This window comes from Amycolatopsis sp. NPDC051716 (genome assembly GCF_040681595.1).
Classification (GTDB): Bacteria; Actinomycetota; Actinomycetes; order Mycobacteriales; family Pseudonocardiaceae; genus Amycolatopsis.
Genome location: NZ_JBFAZA010000007.1, coordinates 186,487 through 212,724 on the forward strand (window position 1 = coordinate 186,487; position 26,238 = coordinate 212,724).

Below are 26,238 nucleotides of genomic sequence, written 5' to 3' on the forward strand. Positions count from 1 at the left end.
GCCGAACCGTGCGGACCGCGGCCCACGCCTCGGAACCCGCATCCGCGCCCGGAACATCACCGGACCACCCGATCCCGGGCCACACCCCGTGCTGAACGCGTCCGAGACAGGAACTACACGAATTCATACCCGGAACCGAAGTGTGCAGGGGTCGAGCGCCGCACGCAAACGGAGACGCGGGACGCGACCGGCCAGGCCGCGCCGAACCGTGCGGACCGCGGCCCACGCCTCGGAACCCGCATCCGCGCCCGGAACATCACCGGACCACCCGATCCCGGGCCACACCCCGTGCTGAACACGTCCGAGACAGGAACTACACGAATTCATACCCGGAACCGAAGTGTGCAGGGGTCGAGCGCCGCACGCAAACGGAGACGCGGGCCGCGACCGGCCAGGCCGCGCCGAACCGTGCGGACCGCGGCCCACGCCTCGGAACCCGCACGCGCGCCCGGAACATCACCGGACCACAGGACCTGATCCACGGTGGCACCCAGGGCGTGCAAGCCGTCCACTATGGACGGATTGCCGAGCCGCCGGGCGGCCGATGCCAGGTCACGCGCCGTCATCCCCGCCGTCCACGGAACACTGTGGTCGCGGAGGCGGTCGCGGGCCTCGAGCCAGGCACCGAGCACCGCGCCGGCACCCGCCCTGCGCCGTCGGCGCCACGAACGCAGGACCTTGGCCACCGGCACCCCCACGAACCAAGCCAGCAGGAACGCGGCCGGCCCGGCGAGTACCCAGAGCACCGGGAACGACCGGTCGCCGGTGCTCGCACCACCCGCGTCGCCGGGACCCTTGACCGGGGCGACCGGGGCGTCGTGCTGCTGCGCCGCCGGCGGCAGCTGGGCGCGCGCCTGGGCGGTGACCTCGGAAAGACCGGCGGGGCCACCGGCACCGCCGAGGCGGGTGGTGCCGGTCGGATCCAGCGGCACCCAGCCGGCCCCGGCGACCGCCACCTCCGGCCAGGCCAGGACATCGCCGTTGCGGACCGTGTAGCCACCGCCCGCGGCCGGCCCGGCGGGACAGCGGAAGCCGACGACCAGGCGGGCCGGGATGCCGACGATCCGCGCCAATGCGACGTACGCGGCCGCGAACTGCTCGCTCGTCCCGCGTCGCGTCTCGAGCAGGAACTTGCGCAGCTGCGGCCAGCCGTGGCCGCTCGGCAGGCCGGGGCCCGCCGCGGTGTGGTAGCCCTCGCGGAAGAACCGTTCCAAGGTGAGCGCCGCCTGGAAACCGGGGTGCAAGCCGCCGGCCGCGGCCCGCGCCATCGCCTCGACGTCCGCGGGCGGCTCGCCGATCGCGCCGAGCCCGCCCGGGGCCCGCTGGTCGATGGCGGCGGCCGCGAGGTCGGCGACCGGGACCTGCGGTTCCCACCAGCTCAGCCGGTACTCGCCGGCCGGGCGTGGCAACCACAGCGATCCTTGCGACTCCTCGACCAGCGGATCGGCGCCGCTGACGGCGGCCGGCCAGGTCTGGCTCGGCAGCCACGGCCCGTCGAGGTCGCCGAGCCGGATCGTCGCCGTCCGTTCCCGGGACGGCACGGTCACCAGCGGGCTCCGCGGCAACTCCGCGCCGAGCCGCCGGTAGTGGCCGCCCGGCGTCCAGTTGACTCCGTCGAAGGTGTCGAGCACGACCAGCGGCCACCGGTCGGGCCGCGCGTCGCCGCGGACGGAAAACAGCGGCACGTCGGGGTGCCGCAGCCGGTCGGCGATGTCGTCCAACGGCCCGGTCACGCGCCCGCTCACCTGCGCGGGCTGGTCCTGCTTCAGCGAAAACGCCGGTCCCGGCGCGGGAAGCAGCATCCCGGCCGCGGCCGCAGCGGCGAGCCCGAGGACCACCACCGGCACCCCCGACACGAACGCCGGCGCTCTCCGGCGGCCCCGGCTCGCCGGTTTCCCCGAGCCCGGACGGCTCAGGACGAGCAACGCTCCCACGACCGCCGCGTACCCGAGCCCGGCGGCGACGGCCGCGAGTCCGGACAGCGCAACGTAGAGCTGGCTCACGACGACCACCGCGAAACTCGGGATCAGCGCCACCATCGGCTTCCGGGCGCGCAGCGCCAGTTCCGTTCCGAGCACCCCGGCCGCCAGGGCCAGCAACGGGACGAACAGCAACTGGTCCGGCGACGGCCGCGCCGGCCAGGTCGACTGCAGGGTCAGCTGCCAGGACTCGGTGACCCCGGACGCCAGCGCGGACAACGTCTCGCCGGTGGGCAGCCCGGCCGCGGTCGTCGGAAAGAGCACGGTCTCGACGACCGCGAGCAGCCCGGCCAGGAGCAGCAGCAGCGGGCGCCACGCGGCGAGTGCCTCGGTGCGCGCGCACAGCCGGGCGACCCCGAACAGCACCGCCGCGGGGACCAGGAGCGGTGCGAGCAACGCCGCCACCCCGAACACCGGCGCGAAGAACAGGCCCGCGACGACGGTGGCGAGCAGCACGCACAGCGCGGTGGACCGGCCGGGCATCAGACCACCTCGTTCCACCGGCGCACGGCGTCCGCGGCGCTGTCGGCGCTGAGCACCCGGGCGCCGGGAACCACTAGCGGGACGCCGCCGGAACCCAGGTCCAGGACGAAAACCGACGAATACCGCACGCGCAGCCCGGCGAGGCCACCGAGCGTGCCGGGCCCGCCCGCTCCCGACGTCACGACCGTCAGGCAGCCACCCCGGTGCCGGACGACGGACAGCACGCCCGGCACGAGTGCCTGCCCGGCGCCGGTGTCCTGGCGTACCTGGCACAGCTCGTCGAGCACGTGCCGGACCGCGAGCGGGCCGCCGGCGGTCGCGAGGTCGGTACCGCCCGAGGTGACCAGCCGGCTGTGGTGCCCGGCCGTGGCGGACGCGGCGAGCAGTGACGCCGCGAGATCGACGGCTTCCTCGAAAACGGCCGGCGGCAACGCATTGCTTCGGGTGTCGAGCAGCAGGGTGAAGCGCGGCTGCTCCGGGTCGGCGTAGTCGCGGACCATCATCCGGCCGGTCCGCGCGGTCGCCTTCCAGTGCAGGTGCCGGACTTCGTCGCCGGGCTGGTATTCGCGGACGTCGCGGAGGTCCAGCGAGCCCCGCAGCGAGTCGTCGGTGGTGGCGCCGTCGTGGTGGTGCCGGGGGAAGCCGCCGGTCAGGGCGCGCGCCGGGTACGTGCGCGGATACACCCACAGCGTCGCGATTTCGCCCGCCGGGTGCCGGTTGCGGGCGAGGCCGAAGGGATCGGCGCGCAGCAGCGTCAGCGGCCCGACGGCCAGCAGCCCGCGGGTCCCGGTCGGAAGCTCGTACTGGTACGTCGCTTCCGCCCCCTCGGCCAGCGCGCGCACCTGGACCGACCGGGTACTTCCGCCGGCGTGGTCCCACGCGGCGAAGCCCGGCTGGGGCCGGCCGGCGAGATTGCGGACCCGCAGCTTCGCCAGGGCCGGCCGGCCTCGCTCGACGCGGTCCGGGTAGACGACCCGGGAGACCGCGACCCGCATCCCGCGGGCGGTGACCGCGACGGCGGCGAGCAAGGCGCCGAGCCCGATCGCGCCGAGCACGCGCAGCAGCGGGTAGCCCGCCCACTCCGCCGCCGCGACCAGCAGCACGGACACCCCGAGGACGGCGGCCCCGCGCGGGGTCGGCCGCATGGTCAGCGGCCCGCGTGGTGCATCGCCGGTGCCGGCGTCCCGGCCAGGACGTCGGCCACGACGTCGGCGGCGCCGAGCCGGCCGAGCTCGGCTTCGGTGGTGAGCACCAGCCGGTGTGCGAAGACCGGCACGGCCACGTCCTTGAGGTCGTCCGGCGTGACGAACCCCCGGCCTTCGGTGGCGGCCATGGCCTGGGCGGCGCGCACCAGCGCGATGCTCCCGCGCGGGCTGACCCCGAACCGCACCGCGGCGTGTTCGCGGGTCGCTCCGGCGAGCCGTGCCGCGTACTCGACGACCGCCCGGTCGAGGTGGGAAGCCCGGACCTCGGCGATCGCGTCGAGCAGCATCGGGACGTCGACCACGGCCGGGAGGTCGTCGGGTGACACGCCCGCGCAGTCGCTCATGATCACCATGACCTCGGCGTCCAGATCCGGGTACCCGACGGACAGGCGCATCAGGAACCGGTCGAGCTGGGCCTCGGGCAGCCGGTAGGTGCCCTCCATCTCGATCGGGTTCTGGGTGGCGATGACGAGGAAGGGCCGCGGTACGTCGTGGGAAACGGCGTCGGCGGTGACCCGCCGCTCGGACATCACCTCCAGCAGCGCGGACTGCGTCTTGGGGGTGCCGCGGTTGATTTCGTCGGCCACCACGATGTTCGAGAACACCCCGCCGGGGTGGAAGGCGAACCGCTCGTCCTTCTGGTGGTAGACGGTCACGCCGGTGATGTCGCCGGGAAGCAGGTCCGGCGTGAACTGGATCCGGCTCCAGCTGCCGCCGATGCTGCGCGCCAGGCACCGCGCGAGGGTCGTCTTGCCGAGACCGGGCACGTCCTCGATCAACAGGTGCCCCTCGGCGAACAGCGCGGCGACGGCGAGCCGGACCACCTCCGGCTTGCCGCGGATCACCCCCTGGATGTTCCGTGCGATCAGCGCGTAGGCCTCGCCGGCCCTCGACTCACCCATGCTGACTCCCCACCTCGTCGAACCTGCCCTCTTTTCCGAGGTGCGGATCCGGCCGACCGTAGCGCCGGCTTCCGGGGACCGGTCCCGAAGTCGTCCGGACATCGCGATCGGCCGCGCGATACCTCACGAAGGTGCGCCGACCGGCGGGCTTCCCGGGGCCATGACCCGCACCTTCGGCTGGGCCAGCACATCTCTCCAGTCGAACAGGCGACGGGCGTCGGTGTACTCCAGGCCACCACTGGCCGAAGCTTCGATACCGGCCCCGACCGCGACACTGTCGTTGAGGTACTTGCCGTCTTCGGATACCGAACCGTTGAGTTCGACCCCGGGACCGGCCGCTATCCCGGCCGTGCCGTAGATCGACCGGCCGGTGAGCTCGTCGATGTTCGCCGTCGACCCCTTGACACTGATGGTGGCTTCGCCGCCGAAACCCAGGCCCGGACCCACGTGCTGACTGTTGGCGACGCCGACCCCGCGCCGGTCGACCACCAGGCAGGAGTCACCACCACCGCCGGCGCCCGCACCTTGGAGGTGCACGCCGAAGCAAAGCGCGTTGGAACCACCGGGCGGGTTCTTCTCTTCCGCCTTCTTCTGGTCCGGCTGCCGCGCCGGGCGGGCCGCCGCCTGCCCGCGCCGGGCCTGCTGCTGTCGCTCTCCTGACCTCTTCGCGGCCTGCTTGCCCTTCGCATCATCCGCAGAAGCGTTGGCCTTCCTGCTCGCCTTGTTCCGCGCGGCGGTGTCGGCCAGCCTTCGATTCCTGGCGACGTTCTCGGCGGCCCGCCGCCCCGCGCCCAGCTGGTCGGACACCGCGCCGCCGCCACCGACCTTGGTTCGCCGCGCGTCGCCCGCCGGGTCGGACACCGCCACGCCGCCCCCTCCCGCGTTTTCCGGAAGCCGAGGCAACGCACCGGGCATCGTCTGCCGAACCACGCGGTTGAACCGGTCGGAGGATTTCTTGTCGAGGACCGGCGCGTGCTGCTCGGCATTCTTACGCCCCTGCGCACGCTCTTCCTTCCGAGCCGGATTCCCGGCATCGGCGGCGGTGCGCTTGTCCGCGGCTTCCTGCTTCGCGATGTCCGCGGGTGAGCTCGGCGGCGGCGCCGGCGCGGCGTCCGCGGACTGCGCCCCCACCACCCCGAACACCGCGGCCGCCCCCACACCGAAGCCGGCCGTCAGCATTCCCCGGATCACCTTGTCCACTGTCGTCAACCGCTTCTCCCTTCCTACGGCGGTGCGAATCTCAGTGCTTGCGGTCGTGGATTTCCTCGGCGAGCGAACTGCCCATCAGGCCGCCGAAGATGCCCGCCGCGACGCCGGCGGCCAGGCCGAGCGGCGACGTGGCGAGCGCGCCGGCGACGATGCCGAACACCAGCGAGCCCGACACGCCACCGATTCCCGTCACCGCGCCGAGGCCGAGCGGCGCCCTCGGCTCGAGCGGCGGCAGGTAGTACGTCTCGGAAACCTCCTCGCCGCGGTCCCGCTCCTCGACCGGCGCCTTCTGCCCGAGCCACACCCGCTCCGGGAGCACGATGTAGTAGGCGTCGTCGAGTGCCGGCTCTTCGGCCAATGCCGTGCTCACGACGTCACCACGCGGTCGCGGAGACGGTGCCGTTGACCGCCGTCGCGGTCGAGGACGCGGACACTCCGCCGGACGTGACGGACGCGGTCTTCGAGACCACCTTGCCGTGCTCGCCGGGAGTCCGCTTCCCGTGCCCGGTCTTCCGCGCGGGCGCGTCGTCGCACGGTCCCTTCTCGGTCTTGAGGCCGTCGCGGATCTTCTTGAGATCCGCCTTCGTCTTGCCGAGTGTGTCCTTGGCCTGGTGGAGCGCCTTGGCCGCCTCGTCGAAGGTCTTTTCCGCGTCCCGGACGGCCTGGTGCGCGACGCCGACCGCCTTGACGGCTTCGTCGAGCCCTTGATCGGTCGTCGCGGCGGGGCTCGGCCGGACCTCCGGCGTCTTGACGGCCGGCGCGGAGGCCTGGGCCGCGGCCCGCACGATGTACCGGGTGGTCGACGCGTCGACCGTCTTCTGCGCCGCCGAAGAGCGGGACCGTGACGGCGATTTGGCGTGTTTCGCGACCGGCCGCGCCGGCAGGATCGGCCGTGCCGCCGCGACGGCCGGGCGGTGCGCCGCCGCGGGCACCACGTGCCGCGGCGGCTCCGGCTGCTTCGGCCCGTCGACGGTGTGCTGCGGGGTGGCGATCCTGGCCGGCGGAGCGGCGACGGCGGCAGGAGCCTGCTGTGGAACCGCGGCCGCCTGAGGTGCGGCCGGAACCGGCTTCACGTCGTGGTTTTCCTGGCCGTCTTCGGCGAGTGCGCTCGCCGTCGATGCCCCGATCGCCGCGGTCGCGAGACCCGCCACCCCGTAAACGGCCGCCCGCTTCAGATTCCGCTTCATTCCCTCACCTCGCTGGTCATCGGCGACCGGTCGCCGCCACGCCGCAACAATCCCCGGAGGTGGTCCACCACGAATACATCCGCGATACATTCGCGGCCGATTCCCCGCGCGATCCGCCGTTGTGGCGCGCCGATGGCCGCAACCTGCCACGCGGGGCGCGCCGCGGGCAGAGGCATTCCTAGAATGGGAGTGCACGCCCGCACGAAGCCGGGCATCGGCACGAGCGCGAGGGCGACCCAGAACCATGGCGGACACGGAACACGGCGAACTGGTGCCGCTCGGCGAAGGCCCGGTCGCGCGAGTGCTGGCCGGGGTGCACGGCACGACCGGCGAGGCGTTCGCGCTCAAGGTGTACCCGGGCAAACTGGATCGCCGGACCCGCACCGAACTCGACAAGGAATTGAGCGCACTCGCCGAATTGCGCGAGCTGGGGACCGCGCTGATCCCGGACGAGGTCCGGGAACTCCCCGACGGCCGGTGCGGGATCCGGATGGAACTGTGCGCGCAGTCGTTGCCGGAACTGGTCGCCGCCTTCGGGCCGCTGTCGATCACCGACACGCTGGCGCTCGGCGAAGCCCTCGCCACCACTCTCGCCCAGGCGCACCAAGCCGGGCTCGTCCACGGCGGTGTCACGCCGGGCAACGTGCTCTTCCGGGCTTCCGGCGCCCCGGTGCTGGCCGACTTCGGTTCGACCCTGCGCCAGGCCTTCCCCCGCGACCTCGAAAGCGGGGTCGAATACCTCGCGCCCGAAACCCTGCGCGACGGGACCGTCGACGAGCGCACCGACCTGTACGGCCTCGGCGCCGTCCTGTACCTCGCGCTGTCCGGGCAGCCTCCGCACCAGGGCCGCCCCGGCGAGCCCGTGGACGCGGTGACGCTGCGCGTCCTCGGCGGCGACGTTCCCCCGCTGGACCGGCCCGACCTGCCCGGCGGTCTCGCTCATCTGGTGTCGGCACTGCTCGCGGTCAACCCGGACGCGCGGCCGATCGACGCCGCCCTCGTCGTCACCCGGCTCGGTGCGATGATCGGCCCCGCCGTCCCCGGAAACCACCCCGCACCGACACCTTCCGCAGCCGTGCCGCCCCGGCCTCGCCCGCTCGGTGAGCTGGTGGCCGAGTACGGCCCCACGACCGGCACGCCTCGCAAGCGCCGCACCACGCTCACGGTCGCGGCCGCCGCGGGCGCGGCCGCGCTCGCGATCGTCGCGGTGGTCGTCTTCACGAACCGGCCGGAGGAACTGAGCGTGCCCCCGGCCCCGGCCCCCACGACCGGCCGCCCGACGCCGTCACCGGCGGCCGCGCGGATCGAGTTCGCGACGCCCGCCGACCACGACACCTATGTGGACCTCAGCTGGCGCGGCAGCACGCCGGAGCTCGTCTACGCCGTCGTCGTCGCCCCGGAGGGCAAGCCGAACCACACCGAATACGTGCAGCGCGAGACGAGTCACCGCGTGGACGTGGAGCCGTCCCTGAAGTACTGCTTCGTCATCCAGGCCACCGACGGCTCGGCGACCGTCCAAAGTGCACCGCAGGGCATCCGGGACGCCCACTGCACGCAGTAGGCGTCCCGGGGCTCAGCCGGGCGGCCAGGTGTACTTGGCGGACGAGACGCCGTTGTCCGAGGTGACCCAGGCCTGCTTGCCGACCGCGCCGAAGTCGAACGCCTCGAAGGTCACCGCACCGTTCGCGTCGGTGGTGAACGAGCGGCCCCCGTTCGAGTACGTGCACCCGCAGTGCGGCGTGAAGTGGAACTCGGTGTCGGGCGCGAATCCGCGCACGACGACGTGCATCTTGGCGCAGTCCGGCGCCGAACACTCTTCCGGGGCCGGCTCGTAGGTCCCGGTCTTCCCCCGGGTCACCGTGATCGTCGGTTTCGGGACCGCCGGGCCGGTCACCTTCGCCGTGGCCGGCGTCCCGCGCCCGGCACTGTTCTCCGCGGCCACGGTGACCGTGTAGGTGATGCCCGCGCGCAGCCCGGGAATCACCGCGGACCGCGCGGTGCCCCCCAGATCGGCGGACCCCGCTCCGGCGCCGGACGACGGGTTCCACGTCACGTGGTACGCCGTGACCTCGGCCCGGTTGTCGGCCGCCGCGCCCCAGCTGAGCTGCGCATCACCGCCCTGCAGCCGCGCGGTGAGCCGGGCCGGGATGCCCGGCGGGCTCGGCGGGAGGGGCTTCTGCTGCTGGGGCACCGGCGGATCGGTCTTCCGCACCGGCGGAGATTGCTGCTTCGGACCGTCCGCCCGCACGTCGGGCTTGGCCTTCGGCGGTTGCTGAGCAGGTGGCTGCTGGACCGGCGGCGGTGGGGGTGACGTCGGCGGCGCCGAGGTGGCGGGGGCAGGAGCCTTGTCGGCGGCGACCGGCACCTGGCTGACCTTGCCGTCGGGGTCGACGACCAGGACGTGCTTGCCCTCCCCGCCGTCCACGTAGACGCGCTTGTCGTCGCCGCGCACCAGCTGCGGGGTGCCCGATTCCGGCGGGATCGCCGTGGACTGACGCGGCTTGCCGTCCGCGCCGTAGGTGAGCACCTGGTGGCGGGTCAGATCGAGGAGCACCACCGAGGACGCACTCGCCGCCGGGTTCGAATAGACGCCGTCGGGCAGGCCGACCTTGATCGGCTGCGCGGGCGCGCGCCCGGCACCGGGCACGCCGGCGTCGAGCAGGTACAGCTGCCGCTCTTCCGGCTCCAGCACGGCGATCCGGCCGTCGGCGTCGGCGGGAGCGATCTGCGCCGCCGCCGAAAGGTCCGTCCCGATCGCCACCGGTTCGCCCGGCGCGTCCCCCGACACCTGCCGGATCGTGTCGGTCGTCGTGTCGACGAACACCGCGCGGTCGCCGGCGATGCTGAGCCCGCCGGTGTGCCCCGCGCCCAGATCGTCCCGGCAGGCCACCGTGTCCGCGTCCTTCGCCAGCCGGCACAGCGCGCCGGAGTCGAGGCGGTTCAGCCAGAGCGTGCCGTCGGGGGTGGCCACCGGGGCACCGAGCGGACCGCCCGCGGGCAGCGTGGTGAAGCCGCTGCCGAGCCGGACCACCCGGCCGGCTTCCCGGTACACCAGGTACGGGCCGCCGGAGGCTTCCACGAGCGCCGGCCGTTCGCCGGACGGCGGGGTCAGCGTGCGGTCGACCGCCAGGTCCGACTTGCCGAATTCGACGATGGCGGACTTGCCGATCACGTACCCGCTCGTCGGGCCCTGCACCACCTGGCTGCCCGGTTCGAGGCCGGCCACGGGCACCTGGGCATCCACGCTCTTGGCCGAACCGTTGACGAACAGCACCAGGTTGAGGGCCGGGCTGGCGATCCAGTGCCCGGCCTGCGCGAGCTCCAGCCCCGGCAACGGCGAAGCGCCCCCCGACACGGCCGCCCCGATCAGCACCGCGCAGACGCTGACGAGCGCGGTCATCGGAAGCCGGCGGAGTCCCCTCTTACCCACCCGGCGATCGTAGAAAATCCCGGTACACGAACCGGCCCGGTCGAATACATTCCCGGCTCGGGTGCGCGCTGAACGTGACATTCATGCCTCCGGCAAACTCAGTTCGAAGATCGCGCCGCCCACTTCGGCGTTGTAGACGCGCAGGACACCGCCGTGCGCCTGGGCCACCCAGCGGACGATGGACAGCCCGAGCCCGCTCGAGCCGGCACCGCTGGTGAACCGGTCGAACGTCTCCCCGGCGACCGCCGCGTCGATGCCGGGCCCGTGGTCCGCCACCGTCACCCGGCCGCCCGCCACGGTGATGTGCACGATCGCCTCCGCCCCGGGCCGCCGCCCGTGGCGCATCGCGTTGTCCAGCAGGTTCCCGATGGCCCGCTGGACCAGCGCGGGGTCCGCGAGCACCTTCGTCGGGGCCACCGTCACCGTCACCTGGGCGTCTTCCTTCGGCGTTTCGTCCACCACGCCGGTGACCAGCTGATCGAGCCAGACCGGCTGGATGGCCAGTGACTCGACACCCGCGGCGAGCCGGGCGCGCACGAGCAGGCCGTCGATGATGCTGCCCATCCGCCCGGCCAGCCGGACCGTGCGCGGCAGCAGGTCCGCGCGTTCGGCCGGGTTCCGCAGGGCCGTTTCGGCCAGTGCGCGCAGCGCCGCCACCGGGGTGCGCAGGTCGTGCGCGGTCTCCGCGAGCAGGACCTCCTGCTGTTCCAGCGCGGCCGTCGCGGGCCGGATCGCGCGCCCGGACAGGACGTGCCCCGCGACTCCCAGCGCCGCGACGAGCAGCACGCACCCGCCGCCGACGAGCAGCACCAGCCGATCGTGGTCCGCCTCCTCGGCACGGGCGTCGACGACGACGACCACCGCGCCGGCGTACTGGCCGGCGGTGTTGCGGAACGGTTCCGCGCCGATCCTGACCAGTTCTCCGCCGGTCCCGCTGCCGTAGCCGGTGAGGACGGCTTCGCCGCGGACCGCCTCGCCGGCCCAGGCACGCAGCTTGGCCGGGTCCACCGGGACGCACGTCCGCGCGCTGGTGAAGCCGGCGAACCGGCCCGCGCCGGCGGGCAGGACCACGAACTGCGGGCACTGGCCGCTCACCGGGTCCTGGCCGACCAGCGCGGTCACGACCTCGTCGCCCTCCTTGACCAGCCGGGTGACCGCCGCGGTGACCCGGCTGGTCCGGCCGTCCAGGCGCACCTCGCGCTGCTGCGCGTCGGCCTGGACCGCGAGCCAGGCGAACACGATGAGGCCGGCCGCGTTGAGCCCGGTGAACAGCCAGGTGAGCACCCGGCGCAGGTGGCGCAGCCGGTCGGCCGCCGATCGCCTCACCGGGTGGCCAGCCGGTAGCCGCGCCCGCGCACGGTGCGGATCAGCTCGGGTTCGCGCAGCTTCAGGCGCAGCCGCCGGACGACGACATCGACCACATTGGACATCGGATCGGTCCGGCTGTCCCAGCAGTGTTCGATCAGCTCGTCGCGCCCGACAGCTTGCCCGGGCCGGGCCAGCAGGACTTCGAGCACGGCGAACTCCTTGCCGCTCAAGGTGAGCAGCGTCCCGGCCCGGCGGACCTCGCGGCGAGCGCAGTCCATTTCCAGGTCGTCGTGGCGCAGCACGGAGGGCCGTCCCGAGCCGGCCCGGCGGCACAGCGCGTTCACCCGGGCGGCCAGTTCCGCCACGGCGAACGGTTTCACCAGGTAGTCGTCGCCGCCGTGGGCGAACCCGGCCACCCGGTCGTCGAGGCTGTCGCGGGCGGTGAGGAACAGCACCGGCACCGCCCACCCCTCCTGCCGCCGCCGGTGGACGTAGCCGATCGAGTCGCCGTCGGGCAGCATGCGGTCGAAGACCGCGCAGTCGTGGTCCGCGGCCGCCAGCTCGGCGTGCGCGCCGGCGAGGTCACCCGCCTGGCCGACCCGCAGTCCGGACGCGGCCAGCTCGGTGGTCACCGCCACCCGCAGGTCTTCGTCGTCCTCCACCACCAGCACCCGTGCGGCTGTCATCGGAACCTCATGTGCGTCGCGCGATCGTGGGAGTCAGACGGAGCGGGGGTGTGAGCATGGTGCTCTTCCAGGTCCTGGGACCACTCGAGGTGCGGGGTCACGACGGTCTCGTGTGCCGGCTCGGCGGCGGCAAGCCCGTCGCGGTGCTCGCCGCCCTCCTCGTGGAGCCCAATGCGTGGATCGCCGTGGACCGGCTGATCGCAGCCACCTGGCCGGAACCGAACGCGCCGGCGTCGGCCGAGGCCAACCTCAAGACCTACGTGTGGCGGCTGCGGCGGCTGTTGCCGGGCCACGAAGCCGGCGCGCGCATCGAAAGCAGGCCGGGCGCTTACCGGCTGCGGGTCGCTCCGGGCGAACTCGACGCCCAGTGCGCCGCCGAAGCGGCCGAGAGCGCCCGGCACGCGCTGGCCGAGGGTGCGGCGGAGACGGCGTTCGCCCTGGCCACCGAAGCGCTCGGGCGCTGGTGCGGGCGACCGTACGAGGGTTTGGACCTCGACCTCGGCGCCACCGTGGCGAGGCTCGACGACCTGCGGCGTGAGCTGTGGGCGTGCCTCGCCGAGGCACAGCTGGCGCTCGGCCGCACGGCCGACGCCGTCACGACCCTGCGTTCCCTCACCGCCGACGATCCGCTGCGCGAAGACGCATGGGCGCGGCTGGTCCGCGCGTGGCACGCGCTGGGGCGCCCGGCCCAGGCGCTCGCCGCGTACCACGAGGCACGCCGCGTCCTGGCCGCCGAGCTGGGCGTCCGGCCGGGGCCCGAGCTGGCGGAGGCGCTCCGGGCGATGCACTGCGGCGCCCGCCCCGCCGAGCGGCCGCCCCGGCGCGAGCTGCCCCGCGACACGCCGTTGTTCACCGGCCGCGCCCGGGAGCTCGAGCTCCTGGACCGCGCGTGCACCGGCAATCCGCGGGTCGCCGTGGTGACCGGGCCGGCCGGGGCCGGCAAGACGGCCCTCGCCGTGCACGCGGCGCACCGGCTGGCCGCGCGGTTCCCCGACGGCCAGTTCTCCGTCGCGCTGCACGCGGCGGGCTCGCCGGTGCCGGTCGCGGCGGTACTGGCCAGGCTGCTGCACGGCATCGGCATCCCGCCCGCGCTCGTCCCGGCCGACGCGGACGGACGGGCCGCGCTGTGGCGATCCGAACTCGCGTTCCGGCGGGTGCTGCTGCTCTTCGACGACGTCGCGGACCCCGCGCAGGTGGAGCCGCTGCTGCCCGCGACCGGCCCGAGCGCGGCGCTGATCACCGGCCGGTCCGAGACCCTGCACGTCGACGGCGCGGTCCGCGTCCGGCTCGGGCCGATGTCCCCGGCCGAGGCGGCGGCGCTGTTCCGCGCGGCGGCCGGGGAACGCGGCGCCGTCGCGGACGAGCCGGCCGTCGCCGCGACCGTGCGGCGCTGCCACGGCCTTCCGGCCGCTCTGCGCGAAGCCGCGGCGACCGCGGGCAAGCCACCCATCACTCCACTGTGGACGATCCGGCGGCGCGAACCCGAGAAGGTCGCGTGAGCCATGAGTGTCCACGACGAGCTGAGCGATCGGGAACGGCAGCTGCTCACGCTGCTCACGGCCGGCTACACCGACGAGTCCGCGGCGGTGCGGCTGGGCATCTCGGTACGCACCGTGCGCCGGACGGTCTCCGGCATCATGAACCGGCTCGGCGCGCGAAGCCGGTTCCAAGCCGGGGTGAAGGCGGCCGATCGCGGCTGGCTCCTCGACGTGGGCTGAGTGGCCGATCACGCTACGCTGCGCAGCATGCGTGTGCTGGTCACCGAAGACGACGAGAATCTCCGGGTGGCCGTGGAGGCTTCCCTGCGAGGCGCCGGATTCGCGGTGGACGTCGCCGCCGACCTGCCCGAAGCCGACGAAGCGGTGAGCGTCAACGCCTACGACTGCGTGGTCTTCGACCGGATGCTGCCCGCCGGCGATTCGCTGGCCTACGTGACGGACCGCCGCCGGAGCGGCTGGGGCGTACCCGTCCTGTTCCTCACCGCGCGGGACACCGTGGCCGACCGCATCGCCGGGCTGGCCTGGGGCGACGACTACCTGGTCAAGCCGTTCGCGATGGCCGAGTTCCTGGCCCGGGTGCGGAGCCTGTGCCGGCGCAACGGCACCGGCCCCGCCCCCGTCCTGCGGTTTTCCGGCCTCGAGCTGGACACCGGCCGCCACGAGGCGCGCCGCGGCGGCGTCCTGCTCACGTTGACCGGCAAGGAGTTCGCCGTCCTGCGCCGCCTGCTCGCCACGCCGGGCGAACCGGTCCGCCGCGCCGACCTGCTGGCCGCCGGCTGGGACGAGCTCGTCGCCCCCACCACCAACGTCCTGGACGTCCTCATCCTCCAGTTGCGGGGCAAACTCGGCGACCCACCGGTGATCCACACGGTCCGCGGCATCGGCTACCTGCTCGGCCGGGCCGGGCGGACGGATCAGCGGGGCGAGTAGGCCGGGCAGCCGGGAAACCGCCGTCGCCGTCATCCCGGGGACAGCGGCGGATCGGGGAGCTCGAGCCATTCCAGGTCCATCGGCACCAGCGTCGTCGACAACACCAGCTCGCGAAGCAGGTTCACGGTCAGGGTCAGCCCCACCGGCTCCCCCACCTCCTCCCGCCGCAGCCCGTGCACCCCGGCGTCGGAAAGCCGTTGCCGGACCCGGGAAACGAGGTGCTCGACGCGCTTGACCGTCCAGTTCTCCTGCGGCCGCCGGTCGGCGAGCTCGGCGGCCGCCTGCTGCCGGGACAGCGGCAGCGGGTGGGGGTCGTAGCCGAGGTAACGCTGCCCGAGCACCGCCAGCACGAGGTGTTCCTCCCGGGACAGCCGCCACCGTTTCGGCGGCGCCGTCGGGTGCGTCGGGCGACGCGTGGCGACACCGGCCTCCCCGTCCGAGACGAGCAGTTCCAGCACGTGCTCGCGGGTGCCGCGCAGGAACAGCGCGGTGTACCCCACGGCCAGCGGCAGCGGTTCGCTGTCGCGGTGCAGCAGGACGCTGTCGGACAGCCGGATCGGCGAGCGGCCGGTGTTGCGCAGCCACCAGCGGTCCCCCTCGCGCAGGAGCAGCCCGTGGACCCGGCTGATCCGCACGTCTTCCTCGCCGACGCAGACGTCCACTTCCAGCCGGTTGCGCCCGAAGGTCACCCGGCTCCCGGGCGACGGCGGCACCGCGACGCCACCGGTGACGGTGAGCGCGCTCAACGTGCCCGGCACGGTGTCGGCGACGCCGTGGCGCAAGCTGCGCCGGCGGTGCGGGTCGAGGCGTTGGGTGGTCACGGCCACCTCCGTTCGTAGGCGCCGATGTCGAAACCCGCGCCGGCGGGCCGGGCGACGCCGTCGAGGTCGAACGCGGGAGCGTGCCGGGGGCTGCCCGCGTCGATCGCGGCCGAGCCCGCGGCGAGGTGGTAGTCGCCGCGGGCCGGATCGGCGAAGCCCGGGTTTCCGGCGAAGTCGTGGTCGGCGGCGAACGGCCCGGCGTCGACCGGTCCGTCACCGAACACGTTGTTGCGCAAGGTGTTCGTCCCGGTGAACCGGTCCGCGTCGATCAGCAGGGAGCCGCGGGCGTTGCCGGCGAAGGTGTTGTTGACGATCTTCAGGTCGCGCATGGTCCCGGTCGACTCGACCCAGAGGCTCAGCCCGGCCTGCGCGTTGCCGGTGGACAGGTTGTCGAAGACCCGGATGTCCGACAGCAGCCGGTTTTCCGAGTAGTCCTCGACGGCGAGGCCGATCCCGGCCTTGGTGGCCTCGCGGGTGTCGCCGACGACGTTGGCGTAGACGTCCACAGTGGACGAGGAATCGACGTAGATGTTCGGTCCGCGGTTGCCGGTCACGACGTTGTGGTGGATCTTCACCCGGGCGGCGTCGTCGTACTTGACGTCGATGCCTTCCTCGCCGTTGTCGTGCACGCGGCAGCCGGCCACCTCGACGTCCGACGAGCCGGAGGCGATGCTCAGCGCTTCGTAGTCGGCCGAGGTGCCTCGCGAGTTGGTGCCGCGGATGTCGCAGCCGGTGATCCGGACGCGCCGGGTGCCGACCAGCACGAGCCCGCCGTCGCGGGCGCCGTCGACGCCGAAGCGGTCGAACACGAGGTCGTGGGCGCCCTCGGCGTATACGCCGAAGCCGGTCGAGCCGGCCACGGTCACGTCGGTGAACTCCAGCCAGCCGTGCCCGCCGACGGCCAGGCCGCCGGCGCCCGTCAGCACCGCGGTGCCGCCGGTGCCGGCGAACCGGATCGGGCGGCCCGGAGCGCCGTCGCGGCGGACGGTCAGCCCACCCGGGTGCGAGCCGGCCTCGATCGCGACCGTGTCCCCCGGACGGGCCACGTCGGCCGCGGCCTGGACGGTGGCGTACTGCCCGTGCGGCCCGACCCGCCAGGTCCGCGGTACCGGTCCGGCGGCCCCCTCGGCCGTCGGACCGGCCACGGTCACCGCCAGGAGAGCCACACCGGCCAGCACCCGTATCGCCACTTTTCCGTCCCGTCTCCTCCGGCCCGCGAACCCGGCCTCGGCTCTCCCTTTCTAGCCGGGACCGCCGGGGACCGGTCCCCGGCTCACGGGAGCTTCCGGACGAGGACCTCCGCCAGGGAGCGCGCGGTCGCGCACAGCGCGTCCCCGCCGGCCGCCGCGGTGTCCTCGACGGAGACCGCGGCGACTTCCTCCCGGGTCTGCGGCGTGCCCTGCAGCACCGGCAGGGCCGGGGTGTAGGAGCGGTGCACGACCTTGACAGCGCACTCCGGGTGCCCGCCGGGCACCGGCGCCACGACGGCGGTGCGGTTCCCCACGCGGATCCGGTCGCCCGGCACGTCTTCGTCCGCCTCGATCGGCCATTCCCGGCTGTACTCGACGGTGATCGTGCGCGGATCGTGCTCCCAGGTGCAGTCCCAGCCACCGAACCCGCGGTCCGGCTTCTTGACCCGGCCCAGCACCCCCGACGTCGTCGCGTCGTCGAGCAGGCCGCAGGCGTCGATGCGCGCCAGTGACCAGGCCGGGAGCGGCTGTTCGCGCCGCGGCAGGGGCCCGTTGGCGAGCGTGGCCAGCACACCGGACAGCACCGACTCCGAGAAGGAGCAGAACGGCGCGTCCTTCGCGTCCGTCACCGCGCGCGAGGTGATGACGATCCGGTTGGCGTCGGCCAGCGAAATGGCGCGCTCGCAGGAGCCGTCGTGCGCCTCGGGGTACTCGATTTGGCCCATCTTCCCGGGCACCGGCGGCCGGGGCGGGTACCGCAGCGGGCCGGTGAGGTCGAGCCGGGTCTGCACCTGCCCGGACTTGTCGGCCAGCGTGGTCGTGACCACGCAGGTGCCGAAGTTCGCCACCTCGGGGTCCACGAACGGCTCCCCGAACCCGGTGAGCGAGTTGAGTGAAATCGCCGCGCACGGGTCCGTGCCGGCCGGGTCGGCACCGAGGGTGTTGGCCCTGGCCGGTGCGCTGCTGCTGGTAGTGGTCGTGGTGGTGGTCCACAGCGGCCGGGCGAGGACGAACCCGGCCACCAGCGCGGCCACCACCGCCACCGCGGCCCCGGCGAGCAGTTGCCGTCGCAGGCGGCGTCGCGGCCGCCGTGGCGCGGGCGCGTCCGCCGTGAGCAGGGTGACCACCTCGGCGGCGCCGGGCCGGTCGGCCGGGTGCCGGGCCATCAGCGCGGCGAGCACCGGCGCGAACGATCCGGCGCGCTCGGCGGGTGCGGGACGGCCGGCGGCGGCGCGGCGCATCTGCGCGAACGGGCCGTCCTCACCCGAGCCCCACGGCGACCGGCCTTCGATCGCGGCGTAGAGGGTGGCCCCCAGCGAGAAGACGTCCGAGGCCGGCCCGGCTTCGGCGCCGTCGGCCACCTCCGGCGCGACGTACCCGAGCGTGCCGGTCAGCTGCGCGCCGCCGGTGCGGGTGACCTCGGTCCAGCGGGCGATGCCCAGGTCGGTGAGCTTGGCGACGTCGTCCGCGGTCACCAGGACGTTGCCCGGTTTGACGTCGCGGTGGACGATGCCGCGGGCGTGCATGTCCGCGAGCGCCGCGGCGAGCTGCGTGCCGATCCGCCGGACGCGGTCCTCGGGCAGCGGCCCCCCGTCGTCGACGAGCTCTTCGAGGCTCCGGGCGGCCAGGTACTCCGTGACCAGCCACTGGGCGTCCCCGTCGGTCACCGTGTCGAACACCGTGACCACGTTCGAGTGCAGCAGGCCGGCTCCGATCCGCGCCTCGCGCCGGATCTGCCCGGCGTCCTCCCCCAGCGCTCGTTTGAGCGTCACCTGTCTGCCGAGCTCCAGATCGACCGCTCGCCAGACCACGCCCATGCCGCCTCGGCCGAGCTCCTCCTCCAACCGGTACCGGTTGGCCACGACCCGCCCCATGCCCACGCGGGCAGTGTACGAAATCGCGTGTCGGCTCGCTGACCCCGTGTCACCGTGACGGCCTAGCGGCGGCCCGGGACCGCTCGGTCTTCGTGGCCACGACCGGCTTCGCCCCGGCGCCGGCGGAATCGTCGTTCCGTGATTCCGGTTCCGCTTCGGGCCCGGCCACACCGGGCCCGTCGCCGCCGCCCCCTTTCGAGTCACCGGATTTCGCGGGCGATCCGCCGCTGTTCCCGGCCTCCGGTACGTCGCCGTCCGGCGTCAGCCGAGGCTCCACCGCTGGTTGCTGCCGCCGTTGCAGGACCACAGTTCGACCGGGGCGCCCTCGGCGGTGGACCCACCGGTCACGTCCAGGCACAGCCCGGACCGCGCCGCGGTGACGGTGCCGTCGGGGTTGACGTTCCACTGCTGGTTGGCCTGGCCGTTGCAGGACCAGACGATCACCTTGGTCCCGGGACTGGTGCCCTGGCCGGAGGCGTCCAGGCACAGCGGCGTGCCGGCCGGCGTGACGGTCAGCTGGGCGGCGGCGGTCCGCGTCCACGTCTGCCCGGCCCGTCCGTCACACCCGCCGATGGTCACCTGCGTGCCCGGGGTGCCGGCCGAAGGTGCGGCGAGGCACTTGGCCGCGCCCACCGCGTGCAGCGGGCCGGTGGTCCCGTTGTCCGGTGGCGTGCTGCCGGGCACGTACGGGCACTTGGGCGTGTAGACCGAGATACCGCGGGGATCGGGTGGCGCCGGGCACAGGAAGGCCGGGTACCGGGTGTCACTGTCCAGGAAGGTCTTCAGCCACGGGATCAGCAGTTTCATCTCGACGTTGTTGGGGTGGGTGTAGTAGATGTGGTCGGCGCTGGCGATCTGGGCGAAAACGCTCTGCGTCGAGGCGGGCATGGTGCCGTAGAGACCGCTGAGGTAGGACGGCGTGACCACGGTGTCGTTCTGCCCGCCGAGCACCATCGTCGGCACCCGGTCCGTGGCCAGCGACAGGTTGCCCACCGGCGAGCCGGGTGCGAGCCCGATCGCGGCCTTGAGCGTGGGCCGGCTTTCCGCCGCGAGCAACGCCCCGGCCCCGCCCGCGGAATGGCCGAGCACCGCCAGCCGGTTCGGGTCGACCCGGTCGCGCACCGGGCTTTGCGTCGTCAGGTAGTCCAACGCGGCCAGCAGTTCGGTGCCGCGGGCGTCGGCGCTGTCGGTGCGGGTGCTGGTCTCCACGCCGAGCACCACGAACCCGAACGAGGACAGCCACGGCCCCATCCACGCTTCCTCGTCGGCGAACAACGCGGAATAGCCGGGCACGATCGCCAGCGCACCCCACGTCCCCAGGCTGGTGTCGGTCGGGTAGTACACCCGTCCGCCGTTGAACCCGTGGCCCGCCGGCACGCTCGCCGACGCCGTCGCGAACGGACCGGTGCTCGATTCGATCATCGCCACCGTCGGATCGGGGCCTCGCTGGTACGGGTTGTCCGCCGTGCTGTCCCGTGGCCGGGCGAGGGCGGGCCCGGCCGTGAGCACGGCCGCGGCCAGCGTGGCCAGGACGGTCAGGACGATTCCGGTCGCCCGGGCCGGTGTCACGCCTCGTTGCATGCTCGCCTCCAGCGCCACGTGGACATTCCGCCTCAGCGTGGCAAGACGGCTCCGCGACTTCAACAACGACCGCGCACCGGCGGAACCACCGCGCCGGCACGCCGGCGGATCACCGCTGGTCACTCACTTTTTTCGATCCGTTCGACGCCGCCGCCATCACCCGGTTACCCGGTCTCGGCGAGGAAAATTTCATCGTGGCAACGGCACCGCGGGTCCCGGCCCGCTCATTTCGCGAGCAGGGTCAGCAACCTGGCCACTTCGTCGCGGACCGCGTCCCGCCCGGGAGCCAGGTAGCGGCGGGGGTCGGTGATCGTCGCGTGTTCCCCGAGCGTGGAACGCACCGCTTCGGTGAGCACCTGGTTCAGCCGCGTGCCGATGTTGACCTTGACGATGCCGCTCGCCACCGCCCCGCGCAGTCCCTCGTCGGTCACGCCGGAGGAACCGTGCAGCACCAGCGGCACCGGAACGCTCCCCGCGAGCGCGGCGATCAGCGCCTCGTCGAGCACCGCACTGCGGTCGGTCATGGCGTGCGACGATCCGACGGCCACCGCCAGCGAGTCCACGCCGGTCGCGGCGACGAATTCGCGGGCTTCGCCGGGGTCCGTGCGCACACCGGGGGCGTGGGCGCCGTTCTTGCCGCCGATCTCGCCGAGTTCGGCCTCGACGCGGCAGTTCGCGGCGTGACAGCGTTCGACGACGGCTTTCGTCCTGGCCACGTTTTCGGCGTAGGGCAGCGCGGCGGCGTCGAACATGACGGATGCGACGCCGAGGTCGAGTCCTTCGTGGATCAGCCGCTCGTCCTCGACGTGGTCGAGGTGCACCAGCACGGGCACGGTCGCGTTCGCGGCCAGGCGCAGGCAGGCGGCCGCGAACGGCGCGAGGGAACCGTGGTAGCGCACGGCGTTCTGCGAGATCTGCAGGATCACCGGGAGCCCGCTCAGCTCCGCGCCGGCCACGACGGCCTCCGCGTGCTCGATCAAGATCGCGTTGAACGCCCCGATCGCGCGCCGCTGCGCTCGCAGGTCGTCCAGCAAGGCGGCCCAGTTCATGGAATCCTCTCCGCTTTCACCACTCGAATCCATCGGTCCCTGGCCGCGACGTCGATCTCGCCGGCGACCGGCCGCAGCACCGCGGCGGCCGACGTGGCGACGACGTCCGCCAGTGCCACCGGCCAGTCCACTTCGGACGTTCCGCCGGCGGCACTCAGGTACCTGGCCAGCGCGGCGGCCGCGGCGTCTCCGGCACCGGCCGGATTGCCGGTGACGACTTCGGCCGGCCGCGCGCGCCAGGCGCCCCGCGGGGTGACGGCGATGGCGCCGTCGGTGCCGAAGGTCGCCACCACGGCCGAGGCTCCCTCGGCGACGAGGTCGTGACAGGCGTCGGCCGCCGCCCGGTCCGGGCCGGTCAGTTCCGCCAGTTCGGTCTCGTTCGGCATGAGCACCGCCCCGCTGCCCGCGGCGAAGCGGAGAGCGGCGCCGGAGACGTCGGCGATGACCGGCACCTCGTGCCGGACGCATAGCCGGGCCAGCTTCGCGGGGACGTCGGCGGCCAGCCCGGCGGGCACGCTGCCGGAGATGACGACGGCGCCCGCGCCGGCCGCGAGTTCGGCGCGAAGCGCGTCGAAGATGCCCGCTTCCCCCGCTTCGCCGGCCGGAAAGCCGTTCTCCTGCAACATCGTCGTGCCGCCGGCGCGGGTCACCACCGCGACGGTCCGCCGCACCGCGGGCAGCGCGGGCACGAGCCGGTGCGCGAGGCCGAGCCGGGTCAGCCCGGCCCGGAACTCGTCCGGCGCGCCGGTGGTGGTCAGCGCGAGCGCCAGGCTCTCGCCGCCCAGCGCCCGGACCACCGCCGCCACGTTGACACCCTTGCCGCCGGCGCGCGACCGGACGTCCGGCACCCGCACGGTCTCCCCCACGCGCAGCACGTCCACCCGGTAGGTCACGTCGATGGCGGGGTTCAGGGTGACGGTGAGGATCCGCGGCGTCACGGCACCGCGCTGCCGGGGACCAGCTCCGTGGACTTTTCCGCGCGGTACACCATCAGGGTCGAGCCAGCCAGGGCCAGCACGATGCCCGCGATCTGGAACACGGTGGGGGCGGAGCCGAAGAGCAGCAGCGACAGGACGACGGTCAGCACGGGGGCGAGCGCGTTGGTCACCGGCGCCACGATCGACGCCTTGCCGCGGCTCATGGCCATCACCAGGAACAACGCGCCGACCGAGTTGAGCAGCTGCGTGCCCGCGGTGAGCGCGGGCGCCTGCCACGGGAACGCCAGCGGCAGCCCGCCCATCATCAGCACGGCGACCGGGATCAGCAGGAGCCCGCTGATCGTCATCCAGCCGAACGTCGAGGCGTCGTCCACCCCGGCGAGCGCCGCCTTGCGCATGAAGAAGGCCTGCACGCCCCACGCCACGCAGATCCCGACCGCCAGCAGCAGGTAGAGCCACCCGTCTCCCCCGGCCTCCCCGGTGGAGACCGAGAACAGGACCACGGCGACGAGCGCGAGCACCACGCCCGTCCACGACCACCCGCCGAGCCGCTCGCGCAACACGCCGAGCGCCAGCAGCACCGTGACCGCGGGCGAGAGCGCGACGATCGGGAAGATCACGTAGGCGGGTCCGATCGTGAGCGCCTTGAACAGCACCAGCTGGCCGCCCGCGCCGGTGAGCCCGATCAGCAGCCCGTACCCGGCGGCGACCCGGCCGCGGTCGAACTTCCGGCCGCGCAGCGAAAACCACGCGGGCACGAGCATGGTCAGCGCCCAGAGCACGTAGACCATCGGGTCGGGGTAATTGTAGAGCTTGGTGGGCAGGCTGGAGAGGGCTCCCCAGACGCCCCAGAACACCACCAGCAGTCCCGCGTACGGGATCCAGCTGTTCGTGCGGGTGAAGGACATCTCGGCTCCTCAGCGGGACAGGGATGCGGTCGAGTGGACTTGCCCGGCCCGCAACGGGTGTCCGTGCAGGCGTGCCGCGTAGAGAGCGGCACCGATGTGCGGTTCCAGCAGCGGCTCACGCAGGTCGTACTCGAGGGAAAGCGCATCGCGGAACGACGCCAGCACGTGCGCCGAACCGAACATGCCCCCGGAGTACGACACCGGAACCCGTTGTGCGTCGGGGAATTCGAGAGCGCGCCGGCCGACGTCGACGAGCAGCGCGAGCTCCCGCCCCGCTTCCCGGAGCACCCCGGTGGCCACCGCGTCGCCCGTGTCCGCGGCCCGGACCACGACCTTGCTCAGGCTCGCGATGCGCCCCCGGTCGCCGTGCCACCGGTTCACCACGACGTCGATCGCGTCGAAGTCGGCGGCCAGCCCCAGCGCCTCGCGCATTTCTCCGACCAGCGGCCCGGCCGGCAGCCGTCCGTCGACCATGCGGCTGAACGCGTTCAGGCCCTGGATCGCGACCCAGTAGCCGGAACCCTCATCCCCGAACAGTTCGCTCCAGCCACCGCCGCGCCACTGCCGGCCTTCGTGCTCCCCGTAGGCGATCGAGCCGGTGCCGGCGACGACGCCGATGCCGTCGGCCGCCCCCAGTGAGCCCGCCCAGCCGCAGATCATGTCGTTGCCGCACCGGTAGTTCGCCGTACCGAGGATCTTCGCCGGCAACGCGTCGAGCTCGGGCACGTCGGCACTGATCTCGCCGTAGGCGGGCAATCCGAAGAACGAGTAGGTGATGTCCGCGACCGCGATGCCCGCGGTGTCACACACTTCGCCGATCCCTTGCCGCAGCAACGGCTCCACGATCGGCAGCCCGTCGCTGAGGTAGTACACGCTCGCGGTCCTGGCCTCCGCGGCGATCCGGCCGGCCGCGTCGATCAGGCAGAACGCCGTCTTCGTTCCCCCACCGTCGACACCGAGGAACATTCAGCTCACCTCCGGGGGATCGAACTCGTGGATGACCACGCCCCGCACGACGCGGTTCACTTCGCCGCCGGGGAACGGGTTGTCCGGGGTGAGGCCCAGCGCGAGCGAGCAGGCGAGGGCCGTGGACTGCGCCGCGATCACGGCGAGCAGCGCCCAGACCGCGACGGGCACACCGGGCGGCGACGGGACGGGCCAGCTCCGCGCCCCACCGAGCTCCGCGCCGTCGTCCCCGCCCACCACGACCACCCGCTCTTCGCCGAGCGACCGCACCAGCTCACGCGCGATGTCCTCGTCGTACTTCCGCGCGTGCGGGTCGACGGACCGGAACACCACGGCGATCGTGCGGTCGTCGAGCACCGACTTCGGCCCGTGCCGGAAGCCCAGTGCGGAATCGGCGATGCCGACCACCTCGCCCCGGGTCAGCTCCAGGCACTTGAGCGCGGCTTCCCGGGCCAGCCCGCGCAGCGGCCCCGAGCCCAGGAACACCAGCCGGGCCGGCTTGGCGCCGGCGATCGCGGAGGCGCGGTCCGCGGCACCGTCGAGCACCTCCGCCCCGGCGCGCGCCAGCGCCTCGACGTCGACGTCCAGGCCGAAGGCGAGCAGCGCCGCCAAGGCCATGCCGGTGAACGACGAGGTCATCGCGAAGCCGCGGTCGTTCACCTCGTCCGGCAGGGCCACCACGACGGCGTTCTCCGCGTCCGACCACTGCCGGGCGAGCTGCCCCCGCGGGTCGCAGGTGAGCACCAGGTGCCACAGCCGGGGAGCCAGCCGGTGCAGCAGCTCCGCCGCGGCGACGGACTCGGGGCTGTTGCCGCTGCGGGCGAACGACACCAGCAGGATCGGCCGGTCGTCCACGACCACGGCACGCGGATCGGCGACGATCTCGGTGGTCGCGATCGCCTCCACCGGGCGGCCGAGGTGGTTCGCCAGATCACGGGCCACGACCTCGCCGATGAACGCCGAGGTGCCCGCCCCGGTCAGCACGATCCTGGCGCCGGCACCGGAGAGGGCGGCGCCGACCAGCTCCCCGATCTCCGGCCGGGCCCACCGCACGACGTCCGCGACCCGGATCCAGGTATCGGGCTGCTGCCCGATCTCCCGCGCGGTCCGGCTGTCGCCGGACCACCGCACGCTCCCGCTCATAGGTGTTGCCTCCGATTTGCCGTTCGTCCTCCGGAGACTCATCCGCTCCCCGCCGCGGGGGCAAGGTCCGGTGTCCAAATGCGCATTCGGATTGAGCGTTTCGCCGGCTGTCGTAGGCTCGGCCCATGTCCACACGGAAGCGGGGCACCACCCGGGCCGAACGGCTCTCGGAGATGTTGCGGGTGCTCGCGGACACCGGCTCGGTGCAGGTGGGTGAGCTGTGCGCACGCTTCGGTGTCTCCGCCGCCACGCTGCGGCGCGACCTCGCGAAGCTGGAGGAGCAACGGCTGCTGACCCGCACCCACGGCGGCGCGCGGCCCCGGGGGCGCACGAACGAGGTGCCGCCGCCCTACCGGGAAGGCCGGTCCCGGGACGCCAAACGCGCCATCGTGCACGCGGCGATCCGCACGCTGCCGACCGGGCCGCACGTCATCGCCCTGACCGGCGGGTCGACCACCAGCGAGCTCGCGCGGGAACTGCCGGGCCGGGCGGATCTGACGGTGGTCACGAACGCCTTGAACATCGCGATGGACCTGGCGCTGCACCCCCGGCTGAAGCTGGTCGTCGTCGGCGGGGTCGCCCGGCCGCAGTCCTACGAGCTGGTCGGCCCGTGGGCCGAGCACGTGCTGGCCTCGATCAGCGTCGGGACGGCGTTCGTCGGCGTGGACGGCATCGACGCGACGGCGGGCATCACCACGCACGACGAGAACGAGGCCCGGACCAACCGCGCCATGCTCGGCCGCGCCCAGCGGGTGGTCGTGCTGGCCGACGGCAGCAAGCTCGGGCGGTCCACCCTCGCCCGCATGGGTGACATCCAGGACGTGCACGAGGTCATCACCGACGCCTCCGCCGCGGCCGGGGCGGTCGCGGCGATCCGCCGGGCCGGGGTCCGGGTCACCGTGGTCGAGGTCGGTTCCGCCGGGGACCGCTGAAACGCTCATCGCGAATGC

At 73.6% G+C, this 26,238-nt stretch carries 22 protein-coding genes and 1 pseudogene; 5 read left to right on the forward strand and 18 right to left on the reverse strand.

All coding sequences use genetic code 11. The annotated features are described in order from the left end of the window. Window positions 1–323 precede the first annotated feature (323 nt). From AB0M30_RS11850 to AB0M30_RS11875, 6 genes are all read right to left on the reverse strand, one after another. On the reverse strand, window positions 324–2,462 hold the full coding sequence (locus AB0M30_RS11850) for a transglutaminaseTgpA domain-containing protein (protein ID WP_364582956.1): 2,139 nt from the start codon (window positions 2,460–2,462) through the stop codon (window positions 324–326). After that, on the reverse strand, window positions 2,462–3,607 hold the full coding sequence (locus AB0M30_RS11855; protein ID WP_364582957.1) for a DUF58 domain-containing protein: 1,146 nt from the start codon (window positions 3,605–3,607) through the stop codon (window positions 2,462–2,464). The genes AB0M30_RS11850 and AB0M30_RS11855 overlap by 1 nt, the downstream gene beginning before the upstream one ends. A 2-nt stretch (window positions 3,608–3,609) precedes the next feature. Continuing rightward, entirely contained in the window at window positions 3,610–4,569 is a 960-nt protein-coding gene (locus AB0M30_RS11860; RefSeq protein ID WP_360168011.1) for a MoxR family ATPase, read from the reverse strand. 123 nt (window positions 4,570–4,692) lie between these two features. Next, window positions 4,693–5,778 carry a hypothetical protein gene (locus AB0M30_RS11865; protein WP_364582959.1) on the reverse strand — a complete coding sequence of 362 codons (1,086 nt, stop codon included), beginning with the start codon at window positions 5,776–5,778 and terminating at the stop codon, window positions 4,693–4,695. Between the two features lie 31 nt (window positions 5,779–5,809). Then, window positions 5,810–6,148, reverse strand: a complete 339-nt coding sequence (locus AB0M30_RS11870) for a hypothetical protein (RefSeq protein WP_364582962.1) — start codon at window positions 6,146–6,148, stop codon at window positions 5,810–5,812. Window positions 6,149–6,152: 4 nt separating this feature from the next. Then, the gene (locus AB0M30_RS11875; RefSeq protein ID WP_364582964.1) at window positions 6,153–6,965 is read right to left on the reverse strand and encodes a hypothetical protein; all 813 of its coding nucleotides are present in this window, start codon (window positions 6,963–6,965) and stop codon (window positions 6,153–6,155) included. Between the two features lie 244 nt (window positions 6,966–7,209). On the opposite strand from AB0M30_RS11875, the gene AB0M30_RS11880 reads away from it, so the two are divergent. After that, window positions 7,210–8,526, forward strand: a complete 1,317-nt coding sequence (locus AB0M30_RS11880) for a protein kinase (RefSeq protein ID WP_364582965.1) — start codon at window positions 7,210–7,212, stop codon at window positions 8,524–8,526. A 12-nt stretch (window positions 8,527–8,538) separates the two neighbouring features. Here the strand turns inward: AB0M30_RS11880 and AB0M30_RS11885 are convergent, their stop codons facing one another. From AB0M30_RS11885 to AB0M30_RS11895, 3 genes are all read right to left on the reverse strand, one after another. Next, window positions 8,539–10,395 (reverse strand): fibronectin type III domain-containing protein, encoded by a 1,857-nt coding sequence (locus AB0M30_RS11885; protein WP_364582968.1) that lies wholly within the window; start codon window positions 10,393–10,395, stop codon window positions 8,539–8,541. Between the two features lie 81 nt (window positions 10,396–10,476). Further along, a complete protein-coding gene (locus AB0M30_RS11890) occupies window positions 10,477–11,721 on the reverse strand; it encodes a HAMP domain-containing sensor histidine kinase (RefSeq protein ID WP_364582971.1) in 1,245 nt (414 codons plus the stop codon). Further along, the gene (locus AB0M30_RS11895; protein ID WP_364582974.1) at window positions 11,718–12,389 is read right to left on the reverse strand and encodes a response regulator transcription factor; all 672 of its coding nucleotides are present in this window, start codon (window positions 12,387–12,389) and stop codon (window positions 11,718–11,720) included. The genes AB0M30_RS11890 and AB0M30_RS11895 overlap by 4 nt, the downstream gene beginning before the upstream one ends. Window positions 12,390–12,445: 56 nt before the next feature. Between AB0M30_RS11895 and AB0M30_RS11900 the strand changes: the two genes are divergently transcribed. The 3 genes and pseudogenes from AB0M30_RS11900 to AB0M30_RS11910 all read left to right on the forward strand — a co-directional run bounded on the left by AB0M30_RS11900 (window position 12,446) and on the right by AB0M30_RS11910 (window position 14,818). Then, complete coding sequence (locus tag AB0M30_RS11900) at window positions 12,446–13,888, forward strand: BTAD domain-containing putative transcriptional regulator (RefSeq protein WP_364583277.1); 1,443 nt, start codon at window positions 12,446–12,448, stop codon at window positions 13,886–13,888. 21 nt (window positions 13,889–13,909) lie between these two features. After that, a pseudogene (locus AB0M30_RS11905) lies at window positions 13,910–14,107 on the forward strand (helix-turn-helix transcriptional regulator); the annotation flags it as partial. A gap of 27 nt (window positions 14,108–14,134) precedes the next feature. Further along, entirely contained in the window at window positions 14,135–14,818 is a 684-nt protein-coding gene (locus tag AB0M30_RS11910; RefSeq protein WP_364582976.1) for a response regulator transcription factor, read from the forward strand. Between the two features lie 29 nt (window positions 14,819–14,847). Here AB0M30_RS11910 and AB0M30_RS11915 read toward each other — a convergent pair whose 3' ends face one another. From AB0M30_RS11915 to AB0M30_RS11955, 9 genes are all read right to left on the reverse strand, one after another. After that, window positions 14,848–15,639, reverse strand: coding sequence for an FHA domain-containing protein (locus AB0M30_RS11915; RefSeq protein WP_364582978.1), 792 nt, complete (start codon window positions 15,637–15,639; stop codon window positions 14,848–14,850). After that, entirely contained in the window at window positions 15,636–16,829 is a 1,194-nt protein-coding gene (locus AB0M30_RS11920) for a right-handed parallel beta-helix repeat-containing protein (protein ID WP_364582981.1), read from the reverse strand. Before AB0M30_RS11920 ends, AB0M30_RS11915 begins: the two co-directional genes overlap by 4 nt. Window positions 16,830–16,912: 83 nt before the next feature. Further along, window positions 16,913–18,703, reverse strand: coding sequence for a serine/threonine-protein kinase (locus AB0M30_RS11925; protein ID WP_364583279.1), 1,791 nt, complete (start codon window positions 18,701–18,703; stop codon window positions 16,913–16,915). 261 nt (window positions 18,704–18,964) lie between these two features. After that, entirely contained in the window at window positions 18,965–20,284 is a 1,320-nt protein-coding gene (locus tag AB0M30_RS11930) for an RICIN domain-containing protein (protein ID WP_364582984.1), read from the reverse strand. A 224-nt stretch (window positions 20,285–20,508) separates the two neighbouring features. Beyond that, a complete protein-coding gene (locus AB0M30_RS11935; protein WP_364582986.1) occupies window positions 20,509–21,333 on the reverse strand; it encodes a class II fructose-bisphosphate aldolase in 825 nt (274 codons plus the stop codon). After that, window positions 21,330–22,271, reverse strand: a complete 942-nt coding sequence (locus tag AB0M30_RS11940) for a PfkB family carbohydrate kinase (RefSeq protein WP_364582988.1) — start codon at window positions 22,269–22,271, stop codon at window positions 21,330–21,332. Before AB0M30_RS11940 ends, AB0M30_RS11935 begins: the two co-directional genes overlap by 4 nt. Next, entirely contained in the window at window positions 22,268–23,179 is a 912-nt protein-coding gene (locus tag AB0M30_RS11945) for a DMT family transporter (protein ID WP_103343168.1), read from the reverse strand. Before AB0M30_RS11945 ends, AB0M30_RS11940 begins: the two co-directional genes overlap by 4 nt. Before the next feature lie 9 nt (window positions 23,180–23,188). Further along, window positions 23,189–24,145 (reverse strand): BadF/BadG/BcrA/BcrD ATPase family protein, encoded by a 957-nt coding sequence (locus AB0M30_RS11950; RefSeq protein ID WP_364582992.1) that lies wholly within the window; start codon window positions 24,143–24,145, stop codon window positions 23,189–23,191. Then, window positions 24,146–25,288 (reverse strand): SIS domain-containing protein, encoded by a 1,143-nt coding sequence (locus AB0M30_RS11955; RefSeq protein WP_364582995.1) that lies wholly within the window; start codon window positions 25,286–25,288, stop codon window positions 24,146–24,148. Between the two features lie 125 nt (window positions 25,289–25,413). Here AB0M30_RS11955 and AB0M30_RS11960 point away from each other — a divergent pair, with 125 nt between their 5' ends. Continuing rightward, window positions 25,414–26,220, forward strand: a complete 807-nt coding sequence (locus AB0M30_RS11960) for a DeoR/GlpR family DNA-binding transcription regulator (RefSeq protein ID WP_360167954.1) — start codon at window positions 25,414–25,416, stop codon at window positions 26,218–26,220. The last annotated feature ends 18 nt before the right edge of the window (window positions 26,221–26,238 follow it).

Excerpts from the sequence above, each read along its gene's own strand:
- AB0M30_RS11850 (WP_364582956.1), bottom strand. The coding sequence starts at position 2,462 with ATGCCCGGCCGGTCCACCGCGCTGTGCGTGCTGCTCGCCACCGTCGTC.
- AB0M30_RS11855 (WP_364582957.1), bottom strand. The coding sequence starts at position 3,607 with ATGCGGCCGACCCCGCGCGGGGCCGCCGTCCTCGGGGTGTCCGTGCTG.
- AB0M30_RS11860 (WP_360168011.1), bottom strand. The coding sequence starts at position 4,569 with ATGGGTGAGTCGAGGGCCGGCGAGGCCTACGCGCTGATCGCACGGAAC.
- AB0M30_RS11875 (WP_364582964.1), bottom strand. The coding sequence starts at position 6,965 with ATGAAGCGGAATCTGAAGCGGGCGGCCGTTTACGGGGTGGCGGGTCTC.
- AB0M30_RS11880 (WP_364582965.1), top strand. The coding sequence starts at position 7,210 with ATGGCGGACACGGAACACGGCGAACTGGTGCCGCTCGGCGAAGGCCCG.
- AB0M30_RS11895 (WP_364582974.1), bottom strand. The coding sequence starts at position 12,389 with ATGACAGCCGCACGGGTGCTGGTGGTGGAGGACGACGAAGACCTGCGG.
- AB0M30_RS11900 (WP_364583277.1), top strand. The coding sequence starts at position 12,446 with ATGGTGCTCTTCCAGGTCCTGGGACCACTCGAGGTGCGGGGTCACGAC.
- AB0M30_RS11910 (WP_364582976.1), top strand. The coding sequence starts at position 14,135 with ATGCGTGTGCTGGTCACCGAAGACGACGAGAATCTCCGGGTGGCCGTG.
- AB0M30_RS11925 (WP_364583279.1), bottom strand. The coding sequence starts at position 18,703 with ATGGGGCGGGTCGTGGCCAACCGGTACCGGTTGGAGGAGGAGCTCGGC.
- AB0M30_RS11930 (WP_364582984.1), bottom strand. The coding sequence starts at position 20,284 with ATGCAACGAGGCGTGACACCGGCCCGGGCGACCGGAATCGTCCTGACC.
- AB0M30_RS11935 (WP_364582986.1), bottom strand. The coding sequence starts at position 21,333 with ATGAACTGGGCCGCCTTGCTGGACGACCTGCGAGCGCAGCGGCGCGCG.
- AB0M30_RS11945 (WP_103343168.1), bottom strand. The coding sequence starts at position 23,179 with ATGTCCTTCACCCGCACGAACAGCTGGATCCCGTACGCGGGACTGCTG.
- AB0M30_RS11950 (WP_364582992.1), bottom strand. The coding sequence starts at position 24,145 with ATGTTCCTCGGTGTCGACGGTGGGGGAACGAAGACGGCGTTCTGCCTG.
- AB0M30_RS11955 (WP_364582995.1), bottom strand. The coding sequence starts at position 25,288 with ATGAGCGGGAGCGTGCGGTGGTCCGGCGACAGCCGGACCGCGCGGGAG.
- AB0M30_RS11960 (WP_360167954.1), top strand. The coding sequence starts at position 25,414 with ATGTCCACACGGAAGCGGGGCACCACCCGGGCCGAACGGCTCTCGGAG.